The organism is Nocardia sp. NPDC059195 (genome assembly GCF_042754695.1).
Taxonomy (GTDB): domain Bacteria; phylum Actinomycetota; class Actinomycetes; order Mycobacteriales; family Mycobacteriaceae; genus Nocardia.
In genome coordinates, this window is record NZ_JBHZBG010000002.1 from 475,815 (window position 1) to 494,013 (window position 18,199).

Here is an 18,199-nt window from a genome sequence, read left to right on the forward strand (position 1 = left end):
GCAGTCACATCGGGGCATGCGTAGCATCGTTCATTTCTTCGAGCGGAACGAGTCGTTCGGCGAGACAATCGAGTTCGGCATCTGGAACTACGGGGCTGTTGTCGTACAGTAGACGCACCAATACAGCGCGTGAGTCGAAGATCATGCACGAGGCACGGTGTGCGCCGGTTTGATGTTTCTTGGCTCGCAGATACTCGGATAGGTGCGGCGCCAGGAGGGGTAGGTCGTCGTCAGGTGCGAGGCACGCCCAGACCAGCAGGACGTGGCCGTCGCTGGCACCCATGGAGTGGGTGATCGACCGGTGCACTCCGGATTTGCGGGCGCGCGCGGCCAGTTTCGTGGCGTATCGGCCGAACGCTCGTTGCACTTCGCCGTTACCTTCCAGCAAGGCTGCGGTGGTGGCGAGCCAGCCCGGCGCGCCGGTCGCACCGACGCGATCGATCAATGCGAGCAGCTTGGGGTCGGCGTCGAGTTGTGGCTTCGGTGCGGGCTCGTGCGCTGGCGAGGCCAGCTGGGCCATGTACCAGGCATCGAGTGCTTCCGTTTCGTCCAGGACCACCTCGGGCCGCTGTGCCTCGAAGCGGTGGAGGTCAGCTGCCGATGGTGGGCCCACCCAAGGCAACGCTTCCGTGGTTCGGCGCGGATCGGGTTCGATGTAAAGGCCGCAGGTCAGGAAATGCATGAACAAGTCGAGCTCGTCGACGGCACGGTATTTCCAGGTGGCCAGGGCATGAGTTCGGCGCCGTAGGTAGAGCAAGAGCTCGCCTGGGCGATCGACGAGTTCGCAAACGATTCGCAGGTCGTGGATGGAGACCGTCCACGGGATGTTGTCATGGTTGATGATGCCGGCAGCGAGCAGTGTTGCCGTGGCCGTGGTGATCCCGGACAGATCCTCCAGCCCAACCGCGATCGTGTGGATCTCGCGGATTCCGCTGGCATCGATCCATTTTTCGTCGTCGAGACGGATGCGTTGGTCGGTGATGATCCTGTGCCGGAGCCTGTCGGCTTGGTCCGCAGCCGCTTTCACGATGTCACGCAGCTTTCCGCGCAGTCTGCTGGCGACCCCGCCGCGCGCTGCGGCACTCAGCGCGACTGCTTTGACTTCGATAATGAGGGCCATGTCATCGATGATGATGAGACCGTCGCCTTCCACCCGTTTGGTGAAGGTAGTCGGTTCGGTCTGTGGTGTAGTAGCTTTCGGGTCGGGCACGAAATAGTTGAACCCTCGGAAGACCGTGGCCGTTGGGAACACACCGACCAAATGGTCGATCGCGGCATTCTCGACCCAGTCGCCTCGATGCTTCTTGTACGGTTGCCAGTGGTCTGCGGATTGCAATCGGTCCTCGATGACCTCGCGGATGGCAGGTAGGGCGAGTCCGTCGTGGACCAGCATGCGTTGCCCGCAGGTGTTGGTGACGAGGGGAGCCGTGCGTAGTGGGTTGTCCCCTCGAAAGAAGCGGTCCAGGTTCTGGTCACGATTGTCCGGCCCGGTCAATGTGAATGTGTCCAGAACAGCTTCGACGATAGCGGGAGCCAACCCTGTGCACTCTGCCAATTCATCGACATCGATGATGGTTGCGGTCGCGATGTTCGTTGTCAGGTCTTCCATAGCGGTGAAGACGTCCTGCATGATCGCGACCTGGTCGTCGGTGGGTGGCCTGCGCGCACTGCGGTTCTTCGGCATGGAGCGGACTATCGGAAGACTCGCATCACGCGCTGCTGCCATGCGTTCGAACCGTTCCTCCAGTTTGGTCATCGTCACGGTGCGTGCGGCCTCCATGATGTCGACAGCCTGCAAGCCGGTGAATCCCAACGTTTCCCGGCAGTCATCGGCCACAGTCGCGTCGGCGAACAATCCGCGCAGAGTATCCAGAAGCATGTGGGGATAAATCGGATTCCGGAGGGTTATCTCGCGCTGAACAGACAGGAAGACGATCTGACTGTCCGCGTCGCGGGGTGTTGTCGCACACAGCGAGATCAGGCGACCCGCATCCATCGCCCTGTCGGCTGCGGCCTGGACCCGCGCCGGTAGGTAACCCGACTGATCCGACGGCACGGCACCACCCACACCGAGTTCGTGGTCGCGGCACACCAGCACCAGGGTGATCAATTCCAGGGCGGCTGCCGAACCTTCTTCACCACGGACGGCACGATCGAGGATCATCCCGACGCGAACACTCGAGACGACCTTGATCAGATCCAGATCACATGCACTTCTAACCACGTCATCCGCAGCAGCGTTCAACTCGGTCTTCGCGGAATCAGCGACCTGGCTCAAGTCGCTGGTCGTCCTCACGAACTCAGCGAAGTCGCTGAACGAGGTGGCCACCGCGCGTTCCGACGGTGCGCCAACCGGATGCGCGTTGAGACGCTCACCGGCAGTGCGCTGCTTCTGTTTACGACGTGCTCGCCGTTCACGTTTGCTGTTCACGACACCGCACTCGCGATACTGTCCAGGACATTCCGTCTGCTACTCACGGCTAGAGATATACCTCGGCCGGTGCATCGATAGCATCCAGACGCGATCCAGACGCGCCGAGCGCCGATACGGCGTCCACGCCACAGTCGTTGCTGAAATAAGGACATCGCCGTGTCCCGACACTCTCTCGGCGACGGTGCTCGCACTGAGGATCGTCCAGGCCGACGACCTGATTCTCGACACATCCGCCGATCAGTTCCACTCTCTGCGGACATCCGCGGCTGGTCGTCAGCCGCACCGAGCACACGCTCTCCCGTCAGCGGCACAGCCGGATCGCACCTGGCGCCGGATGCTCAGCGACATGGAACACGGCGCTCGGCTGGGACCTGAAGGAGTGGTGCAGCGTGGCAGTCTTGACCCATCCCAAACGTAAACGGCATGGACAGCGGGCCCGACAAACCACCGATGGTGTTGGCTGGCACCGTATCGGGGCCAAGCTGGCGCACTACCGCATGACGCGCCACCAGCACACCGGGATGTACCCCCGGCCAGCCAGCCACCTACCAATCAGAAGGGGAGAAGCGGGCGAACGGGCGCCTACGCTTGCTCCTGCCGGCTGCCAGCTGGTCGACCGACAGCCAGCTGCCCAATCCGCACGGAACCAGTGGGCGACCCGCCAATCCAGGGTGTACGCGCGTGCCCCCCGCGCGCCCCTAACAGCGGTATTCGGCGGTAAATCAGGGCGAAAGTCACACAGAAACCGGTCGGTCGTCCAATTTTGATGGAAACAAAAAACACCCCCTGACCTGCGAAGATCAGGGGGTGTAATGTGGTCCCAGCTGGTTTCGAACCAGCGACCTTCCGCGTGTGAGGCGGACGCTCTCCCGCTGAGCTATGGGACCGAACACTGCGCCGGGCGGATTTTGAGCCGCTCGAACGAGATGGAACATTAGCACGGGGGGCCGGGATGACACCAAATCGCCTTGTGAAGCGGGGTTTCGGTGAAGGGGAGCCGAGCTGGTGGGTCAGGGCTCGCGCTCGCGCGCGTGTGTGCGCGGGCGGGCGATCGATGTCCGCGCCGGGCGCTCCAGTCGGCGTCATCGATAGATGCGCATATCTATGTTTCATGATGTGGGCATCAAGGGGGTGTTGGGCTGCGGATCGGTTCAGGTGGGCGGGGACGACATGCGTGTAATTCACATTTAGGCCTGTTTACCAGGCGATTTGTAGTCTGCGTCGAACGTCGGCTAATGTTCTCATCGCACCGCAGAGAGCAGCGAAGCCGCCAGGCCGAGCCGCTCCCCTAAGTGTGAAGTAAATGCGGATGTGGCGCAGTGGTAGCGCATCACCTTGCCAAGGTGAGGGTCGCGAGTTCGAATCTCGTCATCCGCTCGAGAGGTAGATAAGGCACTAGCCCTATCCTCCTTTGTACGGTGGAGTGGCCGAGTGGTGAGGCAACGGCCTGCAAAGCCGTGCACACGGGTTCGATTCCCGTCTCCACCTCGCGCGATTAGCTCAGCGGGAGAGCGCTTCCCTGACACGGAAGAGGTCACTGGTTCAATCCCAGTATCGCGCACCACCGTATCGAGTCAGGCCCCCTTTCGAGGGGGCCTGACTTGTTTGCGTCATCGACCGAGTGAACCGCGGCATGTAACCCAGATCACTCTCGGCACGGTGTGGGAGTGAGCTCCCCTAGTATCGGCACACGGCGTCGCCGGGCGACCCGGTGCGGGACCGGCGGCATGGAGGGGCAATCGAGTGAGGCAGATCCTGTTGGCGGCGGGGATCGCCCTTGTCGTCACCATCACTCTCACGCCGGGTTTGATCCGGGTGTTCGCGCGGCGGGGGTTCGGGCAGGAAATCCGGATCGACGGGCCTGCCAGCCATCACGCCAAGCGCGGAACGCCGACGATGGGTGGGTTGGCGATCGGGGCCGGGGTGTGGTCCGGGTATCTGGGATCGCATCTGATCGGGTTGTTGTGGGACGCGCCGGGACCGAGCGCGTCAGGGGTGCTGGTACTGCTGCTGGCGTCGGCGCTGGGGGTGGTCGGGTTCCTCGATGACTCGATCAAGCTGCGCAAGCACCGCAATCTCGGGTTGACCGCGGCGGGCAAGTACATCGGGCAGATCGGGGCCGCGGTGGTGTTCGCCGTGCTGGTGCTGCGCTTTCCCGGCGCCACCGGGCTGACGCCCGCCGGTCGCAACCTGTCCTATGTCCGCGACATCAGCACCATCACCTTCGCATCGCTGTTCTTCGTCGCGTTCATCGTGTTGCTGGTGGTCGCGTGGTCGAACGCGGTGAACATCACCGACGGGCTCGACGGACTGGCGGCGGGTTCGATGAGCCTCACACTCGGCGCGTATGTGGTGATCACACTGTGGCAGTACGACAATTCGTGCGAGATCAGCCCTGGACGCGCCTGCTACACGGTCCGTGACCCGCTGGACCTGGCGATGGTCAGTGCCGCGGGCGCTGCCGCGTGCATCGGGTTCCTGTGGTGGAACGCGGCGCCGGCCAAGATCTTCATGGGCGATACCGGTTCGCTCGGCCTGGGTGGACTGCTGGCAGGGCTGTCGATCACCAGCCGCACCGAGCTGCTCGCGGTGGTGATCGGGGCGTTGTTCGTCGCCGAGATCATGTCGGTGGTGCTGCAGATCGTGGTGTTCCGCACCACCCACACCCGGCTGTTCCGGATGGCGCCGTTCCATCACCACTTCGAACTCAACAACTGGCCCGAGACCGCGGTGATCATCCGGTTCTGGGTGCTGGCCGGGATCGCGTCGGCGACTGGGCTCTGCCTGTTCTACAGCGAGTACCTGACCTCGCTCTAGTTGTCGGGGCCTGCGGCTACGCTGACCCGATCGAGCGAGGGAGGTCGCCGCTGTGAGTGCCGAGATCGTCATGCCACCGGGCCACGATATCGCCGCCGACGTCTCGTTCGAGCTCGAGGAACTCGACGAACTGGTCGGCGAACTCCTCACCGACCATGCCGAACGCGCGGCCCGCGACGCGCGGATCGTCGCGTTGCGCCTCGGGATCGGCGGGCAGCGTCCGGAAACCCTCACCCGCATCGGCGCACGTTACGACCTGGCCCGCGACCGGGTCCGCCAGCTCTACACCAAAGCGATCGGGCGGATCGTGCGTGAAGCCGCCCGCTCGGGACACCGGTCGGCGCGGGTGTTCGCGCACCGCTATCCGGTCGAGGCGGGGGATCTGCGCCTGGTGCGCATGCTGCTGGCCGAGACCTACGCGACCGATACCGACCTGGTGGCCATGGAATGGTCCTATCTCAAGCTCCGGCTGGCCGGCCACGAACAGGGCGACGCCAAGCGGGTCGCGGGCTACGTGATGCAGCGAATCCTGGGCTGGCAGAAAAAGACTGCCAGCATTCTGGCCAAGCTGCAGGTCCCCGAGGAGGGCGCCGACGATCTGCGGGCGCTACTGGCCGACGTCGAGTGGTCGACCGGGTCCGTCGCCCCGATCCCCACCGAGTCGGCACGCGTGGCCGACGGTGACGACGCCGACCGCGGACGGTTCTACTTGGCGAAGGCGGGCCGCGACGTCGCCTACGACTCCGCGATGGCCGCCCGGCTGCTCCGAACCCTCGACGCCGACCCGGCCGTGGCGGCGTTCCAGGAAGAGCCGACCGCGCTCACCTACGCCTTCGGCGGCGAGGACCAGGTCCACTATCCGGCGGTCGCCGCGCAGCTCACCGACGGCCGCACCGTACTCGTCGACGTGGTCCCGTTGGGCCGCATCGCCTTCCACCACAACCGGATCCAGAGCGAGCTCGGCCGCGACTACGCACGCGAGCACGGCTGGGGCTGGCTCGCCTGGACCGGCAGTGCGCTCGGTACATCCCAGCTCGCGGCGCGCACCGTCGACACCTCGATCGAGGAACGGCTGGCCACCGACCTCGAACAGGGCCCCTACGATCGGCAGGCGCTGGCTACAGCCAGCGCGGAAACCGGCCTCGATCTCCTCGACCTGGCCGGTCTCGTCCTGCGCAACAACTGGCAGTGGGACCGGTTACCGATGCGGCTCAGCGCATCACCATCGCACCGACCATCACCGTAAGGACCAACAGCATCGCGCAGCAGGTGAGCCACTGCCACTGATTCAAGGTCCGATCCATCCGCCCGATGCTCGCGCGCAGGCTCGCCGCGACGCGCTGCTGGGCAACGATTTCGCTGCGCAGTCCGGCCATCGTGATGGCTTCGGCATCGGCGTTCACCCCGGCCCGATCGATCCGGTGGTGCAGGCGGCCGACCAGCCGCTGCTTGTCGCGCACGGCCTGGCGCGATACCGCCAGCTCCACCCGCTGATCGCGCAACTCCGTGCGCTGGTGCTCGATCATCGCGGCCTGTGCCGCGGTGTGCCGTTCCCAAGTGCCCACGTCGGACCACCCCCCTGTCGTGAGATCCGCGTGTCCCCAGTGGATTTCGCCGGACACCCAACCTTCGAGAAAATCGCGCAACTCCGTGGTGCCCCGAGCCGGCGCGGCGAAACCGCGCTCGCCCGCGGCGAGCATGCCCTGGTCGATGCGGTAGTCGGCGGCCGCGGGTGCGAAATCGGCGAGGCCGACCGCGGGGACCAGCGGCACCCAGAAACCCTGCGGGCATACCCACAGCACATCGTCGATTCCGGCCGCCTGCAAGCGTTTCCGGTGCGCGCGGGCCGCGGTGATGTCGAGTGGGCCGCTGCGCAGCTCGACCACGCAGCGCCGGTCGCCGCGGCGCCAGTAGATATCGACGGGGATATCGTCGATCCGGGCGTCGACCTCGGCCTCGTCAGCTCCCGCGGCCGTGAGCCTGCCACAGATCCAGTGTTCGAGACGCTGCGTATTCCATTGCATCGCAGCGCATTCGGGGCACCCACAGCCATACCCGGTGCGTTCGGTGACGGCGCGGCGGCTGCCCTCGGAAATACCCAGTTCGTCGAGCAGCGCTTGTCGTCCACACGCCACCTGGGTCTCGCTCAGCCGCTTCGTCCTCACACCATCACTCCCTCACCAACGGACCTGCCGTACGCTCACGCACACGTCCCGGACATCAGGTTCCCGCAGCCATCGCCAAGGCGCCAGCCCCCTTGACCCGCGCTCGGGTGCGTCACCGACCGGTGATTGAGATCACAAATGCGACTCTGCTTGTATATCAAGCCATTTCATTGTGTCAACGTCGCACAAAGACGCCTAGATCTTGATCATTTCGATACACAGACCCGGCCTGTTGCATGTCCGTTTCATCCTGATTTCGCATCAGTTCGGCGCGTCGCGTAAGCGGTCACGACAACACGTGCTGTTGCCCCGGTGGATATGATCGCTGCGGCCGAGGCGGGCACGCTCGGGCGACCACGGGAAGTAGGGTGTGCATGAACCACGCTGAGCACGACGAGTCCATCGGGTCGATGCTGGCGAGTATCGCCACGGCGCTGCGCGAAGTCAGCGACAAGCTCGATATCGTCGCCGCGCGGGTCCAGCTCGATGTGCCCACCTTCCCGGTCGACGAGGATCTGCCCGACCACATCCGGATCCGGCGCCTGGAATCCTGGGCATTCCGTGCGTCACAGGACATTTCCCGCCTGAGCTCGCGCCTCGACGCCCTCGACAACGAGGGCGAGCCCGATTCCGGTGCTCCGGCGCGGGGCACGCGCAGCCGCCGCGAGGTCCGCGAAGCCGCGGAGGCCGCCGAACGCGCCGCCGACGGACTCGACGACCACCAGCCGGTCGCCGATCCCTTAGCGCCCCACCAGAACCGCGATATCGACGGCTCCCGGCCACCGCTCGAACGTCGCAGCTCCCCCGCCCGGCCGACCACCGACCACCTCGGCGATCCCACCGCATTGGCCGCGGCGCCGATCCCGCGTCCCGCCTCGGCCGAGGCGGTGGCGCCCTTCGGCCAACCGATCTCGTTCGACAGTGACTCGGCCGTCGCGGCCGGTGGCAACGGCGCCGGTGGGGAACCGACGACACCGAGTCGGCGGCCCGCGCCTACCCGGCTCAGCGGGGCAGTGGCCTCCGGCAACGGCGCTGCCTCCGGTGAGAGGGTCGCGGCTGCCTCGGTCGGCAACGCGACGTCGACGAACGGGACCAACGGCACCGCGCATCGCGTGTCCGGCGACATCGCGTCCCGACGAAACGGCACTCCGGTGCCCGCGGTGATCGGAACGGTGTTGACGGCACCCGCTGGCGATCACACATCCGGAACGAGTGCGCCGACGTCTGCGAAGACCACCGCGGCGGTGCTCTCCGAGGATCGCGCGCCCACGTCAGATCTCGACCGCGCGGATGTCGAGACAGCGACGCCGGCTGCGAGCTCAGCCCTGCCCGGGAGTGCCGATGTGAGCACTGTCGTGCGTGCGGGTGACGTGACGATCGGTGGTGTGAACGGGAACGGGCTCAGTTCCGGTGCGACGCAGGATGTCCCGGGCGAAGCGCAGTCGGTGCGGGCCACGGCAGAGGCTGCAGATCCGCTGACGGCGGGAATCGACCCCGAAGCCGTTATCGAGCGAGCCCGCCCGGTCAAGAAGCCGCCGGAGAGCTCGGCCACAGGAGCCGACAGACTCAGCACTCCGTCGCCGGATGCGCAGTCCAGCAACGGGAACGGTGTCGCACGGTCCGCGTCGGCGCACCCCACCCACACGGCGAACGACCACCTCTCCTCGGGATTCACGACGGGTGACCGTGCCGCTGCGGCGCCGAACGGTAAGCCGGTCAACGGATTCGAGGCGCACTCCCCCGGATTCCCCGCTCGATCCGATGCGTCAGCGGTCGCGCGGCCCGCGGAGAACACCGCCAACGGCATCCACTGGTCCTTCTCGGACGATCCGGCACCCTCACCAGCTAGCCCGGACCTGAACGGACACGCCCGCAACGGCTTCACCACCGACTCCGCGCGCCGCTCCGATTCCCTCTTCGACGATTTCACCCCCCGCGACCGCCTGACCACCGGCGAAACCCCCGAGCCGCCGACCGTCTCGGGCCCGCCCGCACGTCTGACCCCGCCGACAGAACTCACCACCCAGCCGAACCACGTCCCGGTGGATTCCACGCGCATCCCCAGCTCATCGCACGTCAACGGCGCACCGGATCTCAGCGACAGCCCGGCATACCCGAATCGGCCGTCGAGCACGGATCGACCGACGAACACCGGCGGACTGCCCGACCACAACGGCCTGTCGAACCACGCGCCGCTCACGAACCACGATCGCCCAGCCGACGACTTCGACAACTCAGATCCACCGACCCTCGGCCTGCCGACCGGTCGTGGCATGTCGACGAGCACCCCCGATCCCCTCGAACGCCCTGTCTCCGACCCGATTCCGCCGACCGCCACCGACTCCGCCGGAATCACCGTTACGGGCACCTACCGTGCCTTCGACATCGAACGCGCGCACGTCGACAAGCTGCAGGCCATGCTCGACGAGCTGAAACGCTCGGCCGGCCTCCCACCGGGCCGCCGCGACGTATTCGGCCCACCCACCCCGGACCTCGGTTAGGCGTACCTCCGCCTGCGCTCCGGCCATGCGCGACTGAGGAACGCTGTCGCAGCTGTGCCTATCGGCGGACCGCCACCTCGCTCCGGCATCCGCCGACGATCGCTGTTACGAGCCGGTCGCCGGTTTCGCCCCGACCATCCGAAATCTGACGTACCTCCGCGTTCGCTCGACGACGCGAGAGCGGCTGACGAGTGCTCCGCGACCCGTGACTGTCAGGCGGGCGTTGCCAGCGGGACGAGACCAGGGTCGACGTCCGGTTTCGGTGGTTCGCGCAGGACGGTGCCGATCAGGTCGCGCAGGGCACGATGGCCCGCGTCGGCGGTGTTGCGGGGATGCCACGCCATGGCGACGACGGGGGCGGGCAGCGGCAGCGGGATCTCGAACATCGCCAAGCCGAGCGCGGTGCGTGCGGCTCGGGACAGTAGTTCCGGTGCGGGGCAGACCAATTCGGTCGAGGTGAGGGTGAGCAGCGCGGTGGGCAGGTCGGCGACGGTGGCGACCACGCGGCGAGTGCGCCCGTGCAGGGCGAGGCGGTCGTCGATCGGGCCGTGGGTGCGACCGGTGGGGGAAACCTCCAGATGGCGGGCCGAGGCGTAGGCGGCGACGGTGGGGCGGTCGGTGGCGAACGGGTGGTCCGGCGCGGCCACACCGATCCAGCGGTCGGTGAACAGGCGCTTGACCACCGTTTCCGGATCGGTCTGCCCGATCATGCCGACTTCGACGTCGACCCGGCCGTCGCGCAACGCCACCGCACCGTCGGCGGCGTCGGCCGCGAGCAGCCGCACCGTCACCCCTGGTAGCTGTGTGTTTACCGCGGCCAGCAGTGGACCGGACAGGCTCGCGCCCACCGAATCACCCACCCGGACAACGAAATCACGATGCCTGCCGGGCCCGTGTCCGTCGCGGGCGGTGAGCAGCAACCGTCCCTGATCGACCAGGCTCGCCACATCGTGGCGCAGTTCCAGCGCTCGCGGAGTCGGCACCATCTGTCTGCCGGAGCGAACGAGCAGCGGATCGCCGAGCACCTCGCGCAGCCGGGTGAGGGTGCGACTCATCGCCGAGGTCGAGGTATTCAGTCGCCGGGCCGCCTCGGTCACGCTGTTGGTGTCGAGCAGCGCGTCGAGAGCGAGCAGTAGGTTCAGATCCAGCGCGTCCACGCGAGGATTATGACCAACGCACCGATCGCCGCCAAGCGTTGCCGACGGCGATCCGGCGTGTCGGCTACCGCTCCGCTACGGACGCCGGGGTCGGCGCCACGGGAGCGGCCACCGCGCGATTGCGCAACACCCCGCGGTAGGACGGTGGCCGCACGGGTCGCACCCACTGTGCCAGCCGCGACAGCAGCGGCAGCGGCGTGCCGAGATCGTCGAGCATCTCGTCGATATTGGCCAGCGAGAACGGGACCACCGAGGCACCGTGCGCGTGGTTACCGTCGCTGCGCTCGCGCGACCACTCCAGGCGCGCGTCGATATCGTTGTTCATCAGCTCGGCCATCGGCGGCACGAACCTGCCCGTGAGCAGCCCGGCGATCCAGTGCGCGCCCACCTCGGCGCTGAGGGCACTCGCATGGGAGCTGTTGTAGCCGGCGAAGCTCAGGTTGGGGACCTCCACCGGCAGGATGTGGCGGTAGAGCCGGAAGTCGCTCACCTCGTCGGTGAGGGCGCGCCGGACGAACGGGGTGAGGAACGGCACCTCCTGCCGGTATCCGGTGGCACAGACGACGATCTCGGCCAGTTTCAGGCTGCCGTCGGCCAAGCGCACCGCGGGCCCGTGCGGGCCACCGATCAATTCGGTGATCTCGGTGTCGCGGTGCACGCTGATCCGGCCCGCCTCGACCTGCTCGGCGAAGCCTTCGGTGGCCAAGCTCGCGCTGCTGGTGCCGATCTCGGAGATCGGACCCGTCGGCAGCAGGTCGAGCTCCCGCAGCCGCAGCTTGCGCGTCACCCGCTCTTGCAGCAGGTCCATGTTCGCCTGGCGCAGCGCGAGGCGGTCGAGCAGTCGTTCGGTGCGGCGCGGGAAGCGGGAGGAGAAATGCGCCTCACCCGCGCGGGTCAGCAGCAGTCGCTCGTAGTCGACGCCGAAGCCGAGTTTGCGCGGCATCTTCCACGTGAGTCTGCGCGCCACCACGGTGGTCTCGTCGGCGATATGGCTCACGGCCTCGGCCACATCACACGCGGACTTGCCGTAGCCGAGCACGACCACCGAGCGGTCGCGCGCCTGCTCGACATCGTGGAATTCCGAGACATGGCACAGTCGCCCGCCCGCGGCACGGAAAGCCGCGGCGCCCGGCAGGTCGGGCAGCACCGGGTCGCTGTAGACGCCGTTGGCGACGATCAGGTGATCGCAGGTGGTGCGGTGCCCGCCCATCTGGTCGCGGATCTCGAGCAACCAGCCGCTGTCGACCGGGTCGGCCGCCACCACCTCGGTGCCGAGGCGCAGGTGCGGGCCGAGGCCGAACTCCTGCACATATCCGGCCAGGTAGGCCTGCATCTGCTGACCGTCCGGCCAGCGGGGAAAATCTTCGGGCATCGGGTGATCGCTGAACGCGTACGTGGACTTGCTGTTCTGCGCGCGAAGTCCCGGATACCGGCGGGTGGCACTCCACACCCCGCCGACGTCGGGGGCCCGGTCGAAGACTTCGACCGGGAACCCCGCCTGACTCAATACCTTCGCGCAGGCCAAACCTGCCACTCCCGCACCGACGATCCCGATGCGGCTACCGCTCGTCATGCGACGGAGAGTACTCGGCAACGTAGGCCCGGTGCCACCGCACTGTGCAGGCCACAGTCACACTGCCCCTGAGCGACCCGTGCTGTACTGGAAGGATGACCAACAGTTCCGTTGTCGTCGACCGAGCCGGGCTCTGGGATGCCGAGGCACTCAGCGATGTCGCCGCCGCGACTTTCCCGCTCGCCTGCCCGCCCGAGGCCACCGCGGGCGATATCGAGATCTTCCTCGAGCAGATGCTCTCGGGCGAACGCTTCGGCGAATATCTGTCCGACCCGGCCAGGACCGTGCTCAAGGCCGTCGAGGGTGACGAGATCGTCGGCTACGCCATGCTGATCATGGGCAGGCCGAGCGACCCGGAGGTCGACGCGCAGGTGAGCGCGGGCGAGGTCGTCGAACTGAGCAAGATGTATGTGCTGCCCGGGCACCACGGCAGCGGTGTCGCCGCGGCGCTGATGGAAGCCGCGGTCGACACCGCGAGAGACTCCGGGGCAGGCACGGTGTGGCTCGGGGTCAACCAGGCCAACGAGCGCGCGCAGAAGTTCTACGCCAAGCACGGTTTTCGGCAGGTGGGGACCAAGACCTTCACGGTCGGCAGCCAGCTGCACTCCGATTTCGTCTTCGAACGCGCGCTGTGACGCTCGTCTGACCGGCGCCGCGACGGGCCGATGACCCGTCGCGGCCGAAGGTTATGCCGCAGCGGCCTCGAAACGCGACAGCGCCAGCAGACGCGAGATCGCGCGCAGATACTTCTTGCGGTAACCGCCGTCGAGCATCTCCTTCGAGAAGATCTCGTCGAGCTTGACGCCCGAGACCGTCACCGGGATGCTCGCGTCGTAGAGGCGGTCGGCCAGCACGACCACGCGCAGCGCGACGGCCTGATCGGTCACGGTGTGCACATCGGAGATGAACACCGACGCCACGCCCTGGATCAAGGCACCGTACTTCGACGGATGCAGCGTGCTCAGATGCTTCAGCAGCACGTCGAATTCGTCGAGCGTGGAACCCGGGGTGAGCACGGCACGCTCGACGAGCAGCTCGGTCGAAGTGGGTTCCGGGGCGGGCGGCAAGTCGCGGTGGCGGTAGTCGGGGCCGTCGACGCGCACCGGATCGAAGATCGAGCCGAGCTTCTTGATCTCGCGCAGGAAGTCCGAGGCCGCGAAACGACCCTCGCCCAGCTGGCCGGGCAGCGTATTGGAGGTCGCCACGATGGACACGCCACGGGCCGAGAGTTCGGTGAGCAGTCGCGAGACCAGCATCGTGTCGCCCGGATCGTCGAGTTCGAACTCGTCGATGCACAGCACGCTGTTGGCCGAGAGCCGCTCGACGGCGTTGTTGAAGCCCAGCGCGCCGACCAGGTTGGTGACCTCGCCGAAGGTGCCGAACGACTTGGGCGCCGGGGAGCTGTGGAAGATCGAGGCGAGCAGGTGGGTCTTGCCCACACCGAAGCCGCCGTCGAGATACAGACCCGCGCCCGACACTGCCTTCTTCTTGCCGAAGAGGCTCTTCTTCGAGTTGGCCTTGTGGATTTTCGCCACCTGACCTGCGAAGTCCTCCGCCTTGGCGACCGCGGCCGACTGGCTCGGTTCCTTGGGGTCGGGGATGTAGGAGGCGAAGCTGACCTCGTCGAACATGGGCGGGGGCACCATCTGCGCGACGAGTTGGTCGGCTGGGACCTCCGGATGGCGATCGACGAGGCGTTCTTGCATGGACAAATCGTACGGACGTGGTTGCATCGATCCCTATGCAGCGTATCCACAATGTGACCCAGCTCGCAGACCTCGACCCCGACGCACTGGCCAGGTGCTATGCCTATCCGCGGCATCTGGACGCACCGTGGGTACGGGCGAACTTCGTGAGCAGCGTCGACGGTGCGTTCACCATCGACGGTGTGTCCGAGGGGTTGGGCACCGAAGCGGACAAGACGGTGTTCACGGTGCTGCGCGAACTGGCCGACGTGGTCGTGATCGGCGCGGGCACCCTGCGCGCGGAGAACTACGGCGGTGCGCACCCCGACCCGCAACGGCGCATCGCGCACCACCGACAAGGAATCGGTGGTCACCCCGATGGCACCCCGCCACCGATCGCGGTGGTCACCGCCACCGCCAAGCTCGATCCCGGTGCGAAATTCTTCACCGACGCCGAGGTGCCACCGCTGATCATCACGACCAGTCATGCGGACCCGGAGCAGGTCAGCGCGCTGGAGGACGCGGGCGCGCAGGTGGTGGTCGCCGGTGAGGCCGCGATCATGCCTGCCGCGCTGATCCGGGTTTTCGCCGAGCGCGGTCTGTACCGAGTGCTGTGTGAAGGCGGACCCCATCTGTTCGGGCAGCTGGCCGAGGCCGGTGTGGTGGACGAACTGTGCCTGACCACCGCCCCGATGCTGGTGGGGGGCACGGGCGGGCGAATCTCGCTGTCGGCGAGCTCATTCGACCTGCCGATGGCCCGCAAGCAGTTGGTGCTCGCCGAGGACGGCACCGTTCTGGCCCGCTGGGCCCGTCGATGAAACCTGGCGCCGAACCTGGCAGTGTGTAGCGCATGCGTTGGACTCGGGCCGCGGCGACGGCCGCGACACTGTCGATCATGCTCGCGGGCTGTGGCGCCGGACCGTCGGATCGGCCCGTCGTCGCCGTCGAGCGCCCGGGGGCAGGCGGCGCCCAGACCGAAGCGCCCGCGCCGCAGGATCTGGCCAAGGCGGAGGTGCCCGAAACCGATCTCGCCTGGCGTGATTGCACCGCGGCCACCCTGAGCTCGCTCGACTTCGGCGCCGCCCCCGCGGGTCTGGTCCTCGACTGCGCCGAGTTCTCGACGCCGATCGACACCGCGGGCACCGTGCTCGGCACCTTCCGCGCCGGCGCCCTGCGTGCCCGTTTGCCACAGACACCCGCCGACGCGGCCCCGCTGGTGCTCACCTCCGGTTCGGACCGTTCGTCGGCCTCGACGCTGGCCGGTCTGGCGATCGGGCCCAACAGCGCGTTGCTGGCCGCGCAGCCGATCGTCGCGGTGGACCGGCGTGGCATCGGCGCCTCCCAGCCCATCGACTGCATTCCGGCGCAGCTGCGCGCGGTGATGACCGACCTCGGCCAGACCGGAGTGGGCAACGCCGATCAGGTCGGTGCCGTCGCGGGCTTCAGCCAGGACGCCACCATCGCCTGCCGCGATTTCCTGCAGCCCTACGAAGGCACGTTCGACGCACCGCACGCCGCCGACGACATCGAACAGCTGCGCAAGCAGTGGCAGGTGGACAAGATCAACCTGCTCGGCACGGGCAACGGCGCCAAGGTGGCCCTGAGCTACGCCCGCCGCTACGGCGACCACCTGGCCCGACTCGTGCTCGACGCCCCCGAACCGGTCGGCGCCGACGCCACCACCATGGCCGAGGCGCGCGTCACCGGCGCCGAAGCGGCCCTCACCGCGTTCGCGCAGCGCTGTAAGGCCGCCAACTGCGCACTCGGGGCCGATCCGCGTGCGGCGATCGTCGCGCTGATGGGCAAGGCGAGCAGCGGCGGGCTCGGCGAGATCTCGGCCGCGGACCTGTCGACCGCGCTCACCGGTTTCCTGTCCAGTCCCCGCGGTGATCAGGCGAATCGGGTCACCGCCCTGGCCGACATCCTGGCCGCCGCCGACCGTGGCGATCGCGGACCGCTCTCGGCCATGGTCGTGCGCGAGGCCGCCGCGATCACCTCCGACGGCGAGTTCGTCAACCGGTGCACCGACAGCCAGCAGCCTCCGACCGCGGACAAGGCCCGTGAACTCGCCGAGACCTGGGCGAGCAAATATCCGGTATTCGGGCGCACTGCCGCCATCGGGCTGATGGTCTGTTCTGCCTGGCCGGTCTCCACCGCGGCGCCGCTGCCGACGAAACTCGACCTGCCGGTGCTGGTGTTCGCCGGTGCCGCCGATCCGGTCGTCGGCGGGGCCGCCGCCTCGGTGACCGGCGCGCTCGGCTCGGCGGGTGCCCGGCACGCCACGATGACCTGGCAGGGCTGGGGGCATCCGGTCGTCCCCCACTCCGGATGCGCGCAGAAGGCGGTCAACGACTACCTCGCGGAGGCGAAGCTGCCCGCCGACGGCGGCGCCTGCCCGGCCTGATCCTCCTCGGGGCAACCGCCCGGTTCCGGCGCGTCATCCGGGTCCGGCGACACCATCGCAACCCGATCCGGTGTACCGTGCCCCAGTGTTGTTCCGACAGCTCGAGCCTCGTACCGCTCGCACCTCCGCAGAGGTGATCAAGTTCGCGCTCTGGCCCTTCGCGGTCATGATGGTGCTGAACCGCGTCTTCATCAAGGCGATCAACGGTTTCGTCACCGACGACTACCGGCCCGTGTACAACGCCTCGTTCGAGTTCCTGAACGGCAGGCCTTTGTACACCGCCGATTTCTCGTCGGTCGACCCGCATTATCTCTACTATCCGAGCGGCACGCTGCTGATCGCGCCGGTGGCGGTGATCGACTACGAACTGTCGCGTTGGCTGTTCATCGGGCTCAACGCGGTCGCGATCCTGCTGGCCTGGTACCTGCTGCTTCGCCTGTTCAAGTTCGGTCTCGGCTCGATCGCCGCGCCCGCGCTGCTGCTGGCGATGTTCGCCTCCGAGACGGTGACCAATACGTTGGTCTTCACCAACGTCAACGGTTGTCTGCTGCTGGCCGAGTTGCTGTTCATCACGCTGCTGCTGGCCCGTCGGGATCTCTGGGCCGGTGTGGCACTCGGTTTGAGCATCGCGGTCAAGCCGACGCTGGCGCCGTTGCTGCTCGTCGCGGCCGTTCGCGGCCAGTGGAAGGTGTTCATCACCGCGCTCGGTGTGCCGTTGCTGCTCACCGCGATAGCCTGGCCGCTGTCGGCGGACCCCGAGAAGTTCGTCACCGTCGTTATGCCGTATCTGGCTGAGACGCGCGACTACTTCAATAGTTCGATCGGGGGCAACGGGCTCTACTACGGATTGCCGGACTGGCTGACCCTGCTGGTAAAGGTCGTGATGGCCGGCGTGGTGGCGGTGTCGCTGTGGCTGCTGTGGCGGTACTACCGCCATGACGAGCTGTTCTTCGTCACCACGTTCTCCGGTGTGCTGCTCACCGCGTGGTTCCTGCTGCCCTCGCTGGGCCAGATGTACTACTCGATGATGGTATTCCCGTTCCTGATGACCGTGGTGCTGCGTAATTCGGTGCTGCGTAACTGGCCCGCGTGGCTGGCGATCTTCGGGTTCATGACCTACGACAAGTGGCTCTCGGATCGCTGGCAGGGCGTCGGTCGCAACCTCGAATACCTGCGGGTGACCTTCGGTTGGGGGCTGCTGCTCATCGTCGTGTTCTGTGTGCTCGGTGACCGCTACCTGGCCGCGCGTCGCGAGGGCAGGCTGCACCTCGGGATCGACCCGACGTGGATCACGAGTGCGCCCGATTCGCGGGACGGCACCGACGAACCAGCGCCCGTCGCGCCGATCGAGGACACCCCTTCGCCCCGCGAGGATCCGGTGGCGCCGGTCGAGGATCGTGAGCCCGCGCTCAAGTAAGTTATCGGCCGGTGACGCACCGCTCACGGCGCGCACCGGCCGAACC

The 18,199-nt window shown here is 67.1% G+C and carries 12 protein-coding genes and 4 tRNA genes; 10 read left to right on the plus strand and 6 right to left on the minus strand.

The genetic code is table 11. The features are described 5' to 3' along the window. Positions 1 to 4: 4 nt before the first annotated feature. Together ACFXKN_RS04630 and ACFXKN_RS04635 are read right to left on the minus strand one after the other, a co-directional pair. Positions 5 to 2,431 carry a hypothetical protein gene (locus ACFXKN_RS04630; protein ID WP_379432420.1) on the minus strand — a complete coding sequence of 809 codons (2,427 nt, stop codon included), beginning with the start codon at positions 2,429 to 2,431 and terminating at the stop codon, positions 5 to 7. Between the two features lie 818 nt (positions 2,432 to 3,249). Further along, a tRNA-Val gene (locus tag ACFXKN_RS04635) sits at positions 3,250 to 3,321 on the minus strand. 418 nt (positions 3,322 to 3,739) lie between these two features. Here ACFXKN_RS04635 and ACFXKN_RS04640 point away from each other — a divergent pair. The 5 genes from ACFXKN_RS04640 to ACFXKN_RS04660 all read left to right on the plus strand — a co-directional run bounded on the left by ACFXKN_RS04640 (position 3,740) and on the right by ACFXKN_RS04660 (position 6,497). Further along, positions 3,740 to 3,811: transfer RNA gene (locus ACFXKN_RS04640), tRNA-Gly, on the plus strand. 40 nt (positions 3,812 to 3,851) lie between these two features. Next, positions 3,852 to 3,922, plus strand: a tRNA-Cys gene (locus tag ACFXKN_RS04645). A 1-nt stretch (position 3,923) separates the two neighbouring features. Beyond that, positions 3,924 to 3,998, plus strand: a tRNA-Val gene (locus ACFXKN_RS04650). A 179-nt stretch (positions 3,999 to 4,177) separates the two neighbouring features. Further along, positions 4,178 to 5,251 (plus strand): phospho-N-acetylmuramoyl-pentapeptide-transferase, encoded by a 1,074-nt coding sequence (mraY, locus tag ACFXKN_RS04655; RefSeq protein ID WP_379432421.1) that lies wholly within the window; start codon positions 4,178 to 4,180, stop codon positions 5,249 to 5,251. Between the two features lie 52 nt (positions 5,252 to 5,303). Then, positions 5,304 to 6,497 (plus strand): hypothetical protein, encoded by a 1,194-nt coding sequence (locus tag ACFXKN_RS04660; protein WP_378945076.1) that lies wholly within the window; start codon positions 5,304 to 5,306, stop codon positions 6,495 to 6,497. On the opposite strand, the gene ACFXKN_RS04665 is transcribed toward ACFXKN_RS04660, so the two are convergent. Continuing rightward, positions 6,463 to 7,416: a hypothetical protein gene (locus ACFXKN_RS04665; RefSeq protein WP_378945072.1), complete on the minus strand. Its 954-nt coding sequence runs from the start codon at positions 7,414 to 7,416 to the stop codon at positions 6,463 to 6,465. The genes ACFXKN_RS04660 and ACFXKN_RS04665 overlap by 35 nt on opposite strands. A gap of 374 nt (positions 7,417 to 7,790) precedes the next feature. Between ACFXKN_RS04665 and ACFXKN_RS04670 the strand changes: the two genes are divergently transcribed. Beyond that, positions 7,791 to 9,917, plus strand: coding sequence for a hypothetical protein (locus ACFXKN_RS04670; protein ID WP_378945069.1), 2,127 nt, complete (start codon positions 7,791 to 7,793; stop codon positions 9,915 to 9,917). A 212-nt stretch (positions 9,918 to 10,129) separates the two neighbouring features. Here ACFXKN_RS04670 and ACFXKN_RS04675 read toward each other — a convergent pair whose 3' ends face one another. After that, on the minus strand, positions 10,130 to 11,074 hold the full coding sequence (locus ACFXKN_RS04675; protein ID WP_378945066.1) for a LysR family transcriptional regulator: 945 nt from the start codon (positions 11,072 to 11,074) through the stop codon (positions 10,130 to 10,132). A gap of 64 nt (positions 11,075 to 11,138) precedes the next feature. Then, on the minus strand, positions 11,139 to 12,647 hold the full coding sequence (locus ACFXKN_RS04680; RefSeq protein ID WP_378945061.1) for a flavin-containing monooxygenase: 1,509 nt from the start codon (positions 12,645 to 12,647) through the stop codon (positions 11,139 to 11,141). Between the two features lie 95 nt (positions 12,648 to 12,742). Between ACFXKN_RS04680 and ACFXKN_RS04685 the strand changes: the two genes are divergently transcribed. Continuing rightward, positions 12,743 to 13,282, plus strand: a complete 540-nt coding sequence (locus tag ACFXKN_RS04685; protein WP_378945058.1) for a GNAT family N-acetyltransferase — start codon at positions 12,743 to 12,745, stop codon at positions 13,280 to 13,282. Between the two features lie 51 nt (positions 13,283 to 13,333). On the opposite strand, the gene zapE is transcribed toward ACFXKN_RS04685, so the two are convergent. Further along, positions 13,334 to 14,353 carry a cell division protein ZapE gene (gene zapE / locus ACFXKN_RS04690; RefSeq protein ID WP_378945054.1) on the minus strand — a complete coding sequence of 340 codons (1,020 nt, stop codon included), beginning with the start codon at positions 14,351 to 14,353 and terminating at the stop codon, positions 13,334 to 13,336. A gap of 35 nt (positions 14,354 to 14,388) precedes the next feature. Here zapE and ACFXKN_RS04695 point away from each other — a divergent pair, with 35 nt between their 5' ends. From ACFXKN_RS04695 to ACFXKN_RS04705, 3 genes are all read left to right on the plus strand, one after another. Then, positions 14,389 to 15,150: a pyrimidine reductase family protein gene (locus ACFXKN_RS04695; RefSeq protein ID WP_378945049.1), complete on the plus strand. Its 762-nt coding sequence runs from the start codon at positions 14,389 to 14,391 to the stop codon at positions 15,148 to 15,150. Between the two features lie 32 nt (positions 15,151 to 15,182). Next, positions 15,183 to 16,736: an alpha/beta hydrolase gene (locus tag ACFXKN_RS04700; RefSeq protein WP_378945046.1), complete on the plus strand. Its 1,554-nt coding sequence runs from the start codon at positions 15,183 to 15,185 to the stop codon at positions 16,734 to 16,736. Positions 16,737 to 16,821: 85 nt separating this feature from the next. Further along, positions 16,822 to 18,153, plus strand: coding sequence for a glycosyltransferase family 87 protein (locus ACFXKN_RS04705; protein ID WP_378945042.1), 1,332 nt, complete (start codon positions 16,822 to 16,824; stop codon positions 18,151 to 18,153). Positions 18,154 to 18,199: the final 46 nt, after the last annotated feature.